The sequence below is a fragment of the Kitasatospora sp. NPDC048296 genome, from assembly GCF_043201815.1.
In the GTDB taxonomy this organism is placed as follows: domain Bacteria; phylum Actinomycetota; class Actinomycetes; order Streptomycetales; family Streptomycetaceae; genus Kitasatospora.
In genome coordinates, this window is sequence record NZ_JBICZB010000039.1 from 1 (window position 1) to 4,955 (window position 4,955).

The following is a 4,955-nucleotide window of genomic DNA, read 5'->3' on the forward strand; positions in this document are numbered from 1 at the left end:
TGGGCCCAGTACGCCCAGAACGGCTGGGCTGAGTACCTCGAAGCCGTCCAGGAAGTCGAATAGCGCAAGGTTGGAACACTGCCTCTTCACCAGTCTGTGTGCCCCTGGAGGCCGGGCCGGCGCGCAGGTTCGTGGAGCGGCACCACTACAGCGGTTCGTGGCCGGCGGTGCGGATGGCGTTCGGGATGCAGCTGCGCACCGAGGCGCCGGGGCCGGGTGAGCCGGACGGCGGCCGCCTGGTCGGCGTGCTCGCGCTCGGGGTACCGATGTCGAAGGGCGTGCTGACGCGGGTGTTCCCCTCGTTGGCTCCCTACCGCGAATCGGTGGAGCTGAGCCGGCTGGTCCTGCTGGACGAGGTGCCCAGCAACGGGGAGTCGTGGCTGTGCGCGGCCGGCTTCGCGCTCGCCGCACGCCGTGGTGTGCGGGGCGTGGTCGCCTATTCGGACCCGCATCCGCGCACCAGGGTGACGCCACTGGGCACGGAGGTGGTCACGCCCGGGCACGTGGGGCACGTCTACGCGGCACAGGACTTCGCGTACCTGGGCCGGAGTCGGCCGCGGCGGCTGGTGGTCCTGCCGGACGGCACGGTGCTTGCCGACCGGGCGGCGATGAAGGTGCGCCGGGACGAGAGCGGGCACCTGGGGGTTGAGCGCCGGCTCCAGGGGTTCGGGGCGCGGCCCCGGCGGGAGGGGGAGCCGGGCGGGCTCTGGTTGGCGGAGGCCCTGGAGGTCGTCGGGGCGAACCGGCTTGAGCACGGCGGCAACCATGTCTACGCGCGGTCCGTGGGGCCGCGTCGGACCCGGGTCGCCGTCGCGCCGACCTCGTTTCCTCCCCCGAGACAGCAATCGCCCTTTTGATGCTCTATTCATGGTAGTCTTTCTCTCGTCAGGCCGGTTGGCTGCCGGTCTGGGTCGAACCCCTTTTCACTCACGCAGGAGAACCCCGTGAACACCACCACCACCGCCCTCGACATGTGGCAGGAGAGCGTCCGCACCGGCCGCCAGAAGGCTGCGGCCGCGCTCATCGCGGCGGCGCCAGCGCTGCGGGTGCAGGACGGCTGGCAGGGCCCGCAGGCGGGCACCGCCTCGGTGGCCCTGGCCGGACCGCTGGACGGCGGGCAGGTGGTAGCCCTGGTTACCTGCCCGATGCATGCCGGCATTCTGGCCCTGGGCCTGTCCGTCGCCGGGGCCGAGCGCCTTGCCCGCGCCGCACTGAGCGCCGAGGGGATCGACTACTCCTCGGAGGCCGGAACCATCACCGAGCTGAGCGTCTTGGCCGGCCACCTCGGGCCCGGCGAGCACCTGACCGTCTCCCTGCCGGAGCCTTCCGACGGCCGCCCCTGCCACACCGTCAAGGTGTACGCGCACGGCGTGGCCGACGTCGATCTGGTCCAGCTCCGGATTCCCGCCGCCGCCGAGGCGCTGACGGCGCTGACGGCGGCCCCGACCGCCGCCTGACCGCCCGCCCCGTGCGCGCTGCCTCACCACTGGGGCAGCGCGCACCGCGTCGGCGGATCGGCGGCGTCGCCGTTCTGGCCCCTGCCCGTCGCGGGCGCGGCCTGGACCTGCCCGGCCACGCCGGAGCATCCGGTTCCACCGCAGGACTCTCCCCGATCAACCACCCCGGGCCACCCGCGGCCCGACCCACGGAGCGCACTTCGTCATGACCTCCCGCCAGCTCGCCCTGTTCAACTCCGCGACCTTCCCCGAGCCGGAGCCGTGCGGCACCACCGTCGTCAGCTGGGGCCTGGGCGCCGACTCCACCGCGATCATCCTGCGCTTCCTGGAGAACCCGACCGCCTACGGCCTGCGGCCCGACCTGTCCGATCTGATTTTGATCACTGCCCACACCGGCATGGAGTGGCCAGACAGCATCGCCCTGGCCGAGCAGCACGTTCTTCCGCTGCTGCGGGCCCACCGGGTCCGCTACGTGCAGATCGCCCGCGGCGGGGCCTCCATCGCCCAGTGCGGCATCGAGATCCTCTCCGACACCCGCAACCCGACCCGGATCCACGCCTCCGGGCGGTGGAGCCTGCTGCTGGACCTGCGCGAGTCCGGCACCGTGCCGATGTACGGGGGCAACCGGCTGTGCAGCATCCGCGCCAAGGGAGAGCCGCTGGACCTCTGGTTCAAGGAGCACCTGACCGGCCCCTACCGCCACGTTGTCGGCTTCGAGTTGGGGGAGCTCGGCCGCGCCCGGGTCGACACGTCGTTCGCCAAGCCAGGCCGCCGGCCGTGGTACCCGCTGATCAACTGGGGCTGGGATCGCCCGACCCTGCTGGCCTACCTCAAGGGCCGCCTGGGTGTTTCGTATCCGAAAAGCTTCTGCTGGGCGTGCCCCTATCCGGTCAGCGCGGGCTCCCTGCCCGACCACATGGCCCGCTCCAAGCGCTTCCCTGCCCAGATCGCCGAGGCAGCGATGCTGGAGTACACCGCACAGGCCCTCAACCCGCTGTTCACCCTCTACGCGAAGTCCAGTCTGCGCGAGGAGCTGCACCGCGCCGGCAACACGGCGGCGCTCGACCTGCTGGCCGACCGGCTCGACACCCAGCCGTGGAGTATCTACGAGGTCCGCCGCGTCCTCACCGCCGGGCGGTCGGAGTACTGCGACAAGTGGCACGGCCCGCGGTGCGCCGCCTGCGTGACACAGGCCCGCTACTGGGGACTGGAGGTGGAGGAGTGGTCCCGCTGCAAGGGCTGCCGCGCGATCAGCAAGCCGAAGTGCCCGCGGCGGGACCCGCTGTGCTCCGACCCGCAGCGCAAGGGGACCGTCTGGCGCTCGGTGCGGCGGGTCGGGGTCCTCACGCGCCGTCAGGCCCGCACCGGGCTCCAGCGCTTTGCCGATCGGCCGGGCCGCACCCTGGAGCACACGGCGAGCGCGGTCCCGGGATACGACTTCGGCTTCGAGCGCGTGGTCACCGCGTCGCGCGGCGGCAGCTACCCGGCCGTGGAGCGCCAGTTCGTCGCCGCGCCGGCGACGGTGCCGACGAAGGCCAGGAGCGGCTTCGAGACGGCCTGGCGGTCCGCCGTCGACTCCATCGAGGCCGCCGAGGGGCAGCCGCTCGGGCCACGGACGCTGGCCGTGGTGTAGCGGCACCGGTGGACACCGCGCGCCCCAAGAGCGGGGTGCATATGGGGCTGGCCTGCGTAGGAGTGCAGGCCAGCCCCAATTGATGCATTATTCATGGTAGTCTTTCTCTTGTCAGGCCGGGTGGCTCCCGGAAGGCAATCGAACCGCTGGACCCGACATCGTGAAGGACTGCCCGTGCCCACTGCACGTACCTCCGCCCACTCCCTCGCAAGGGCGCTGAGCCGAAACGGCCTGCCCGCGAAGGCCGTGGACCTCTCCGACGACTACAGCGTGGAGATCGAGCTGGGGGTGAAGATCACCAGCCCGCGCCACCCGTCGCACCGCATTTTCCTCCTCCACCCGGAGCACGTTCCGGACTACCCGGCGTACTTCCGCCTCTACCTCCGGCCGGACTACCCGGGCCACGTGGTGCTGTGGATGCTCACGGACGCCCACGGCGAGGTCGTCGACGACGGCGCATGGGAAGTGCGCACCGCCCCGCAGACGGTGCGCCAGCACACCCGAACCACCGCCGTGCTGCGCGAGTGGCTGCGCGAGGAGGACGCCGTCGCCACACCGCCGCCCGTGCCGCCGCTGGAGCGGCTGATCGGCGAGGAGACCAACGGCTGGATGTGGATCTTCTCCACCCTCGCCCACAGGTTCGCGGAGGCGCTGGTCGGTGGGCTGGTGTCCCCCGACGCCACCCCGCAGGACCTGGCCCGGGTCTACCCCGACTTCACCGAGGAGTACGACCTGCTGGGCCCCGAGGGATGGGACACGGGGATCGACATCCTCCGGGCCTTCGCCGACGGCCGGGTCGTCGAGGACCACGACCGACGCCTCCCCGGCGAGTACTACATCACCGTCGGCTGCGACCTCGTCGAGCGGTACGGGCCGAGCGCGATCACCCGACTCCAGGCCGGGTTCGGCGGAGATGTCGTCACCGCCGCACGCATCTTCCTCGCCCGCCGCAGCCACTGACCCGCCGCCGGGCCGGGCTGGCGCCTGCCGCCAGTCCGGCCCCCCTCCCCACCACGCCGACGCATCACCGAAAGCGAAGCACGCCCTGAGCACCACCCCCCAGCCCGAGATCCAGCTGCACGAAGCCCTGACGGCGGTGCTGGCAGAGAACGGCATCCCGACCGAGTTCTGGCACACCGGCGGCGGGTACACCGCCCTGAAGGTGCCGGTCGGTTCCGCCGAGATCTGCATCACCGACGTCAACGGCCAAGTGGACGAGCCGCTGTCCGATTACCACGGCCTGGCGGTCTACTACTACCCGCACTTCGAGCACGAGGGCATCCGTCTCTACGAGTCGCCGGACATCGGCACCGTGCGCGACCCGACCCGGTTCGACGTTGAGTCCGCCGCCGCCATCAAGGTGATCCGGCTGTGCCGCCAGCTCTGTGCGGCCAGGTCGAGCCTCACGGAACTGGACCGGTGGCAGCGGCTGGCCCCGCCGCAGCCCGATCGGACGCTCGCGCGGTTCCACCGCGACGTCCAGGGCCGGACCACCCTGACCGTCGCCACCACCGTCCGGCTGGCCGCCGAGGAGATCGCGGCCACCCTGGCGTGCCACTACGAGGTACTCCGGGAGGGTGACGAGCTTCCGAGGGCCCTCACCCGGCCCGAGCTGCTGGACATCCTGGTCGCGCACGCCCAGCCCTGCGTCCATCCCACCTGCGTCCGCCGACCCGGCAGTTGGAACGCCGCCACCCCGACCGCCCGTTGGGCTGCCGCCCAGGTCCGCAGCGTGCTGCCCACCCTCAGCTGGAAGGAGTAGACCGTCGGGGGGCCCGCCCCCCCCCCCCCGCCGCCCCCCCCCCCCCCCCCCCCCCCCCCCCCCCCGGCCCCCCCCCCCCCCCACCCCCCCCCCCCCCCCCACG

5 protein-coding genes are annotated in these 4,955 nt (G+C 72.4%); all 5 read left to right on the plus strand.

Features of this window, described 5'->3' with window-relative positions; genetic code table 11:
* The first annotated feature begins 98 nt into the window (after positions 1-98).
* Positions 99-857 (plus strand): hypothetical protein, encoded by a 759-nt coding sequence (locus ACGF12_RS22565; protein WP_393032822.1) that lies wholly within the window; start codon positions 99-101, stop codon positions 855-857.
* Between the two features lie 87 nt (positions 858-944).
* On the plus strand, positions 945-1,457 hold the full coding sequence (locus ACGF12_RS22570) for a hypothetical protein (protein WP_393032825.1): 513 nt from the start codon (positions 945-947) through the stop codon (positions 1,455-1,457).
* Between the two features lie 205 nt (positions 1,458-1,662).
* Positions 1,663-3,090 carry a hypothetical protein gene (locus ACGF12_RS22575; protein ID WP_393032828.1) on the plus strand — a complete coding sequence of 476 codons (1,428 nt, stop codon included), beginning with the start codon at positions 1,663-1,665 and terminating at the stop codon, positions 3,088-3,090.
* A gap of 174 nt (positions 3,091-3,264) precedes the next feature.
* Positions 3,265-4,050 (plus strand): hypothetical protein, encoded by a 786-nt coding sequence (locus ACGF12_RS22580; RefSeq protein ID WP_393032831.1) that lies wholly within the window; start codon positions 3,265-3,267, stop codon positions 4,048-4,050.
* Positions 4,051-4,186: 136 nt separating this feature from the next.
* A complete protein-coding gene (locus ACGF12_RS22585; RefSeq protein WP_393032834.1) occupies positions 4,187-4,852 on the plus strand; it encodes a hypothetical protein in 666 nt (221 codons plus the stop codon).
* Positions 4,853-4,955: the final 103 nt, after the last annotated feature.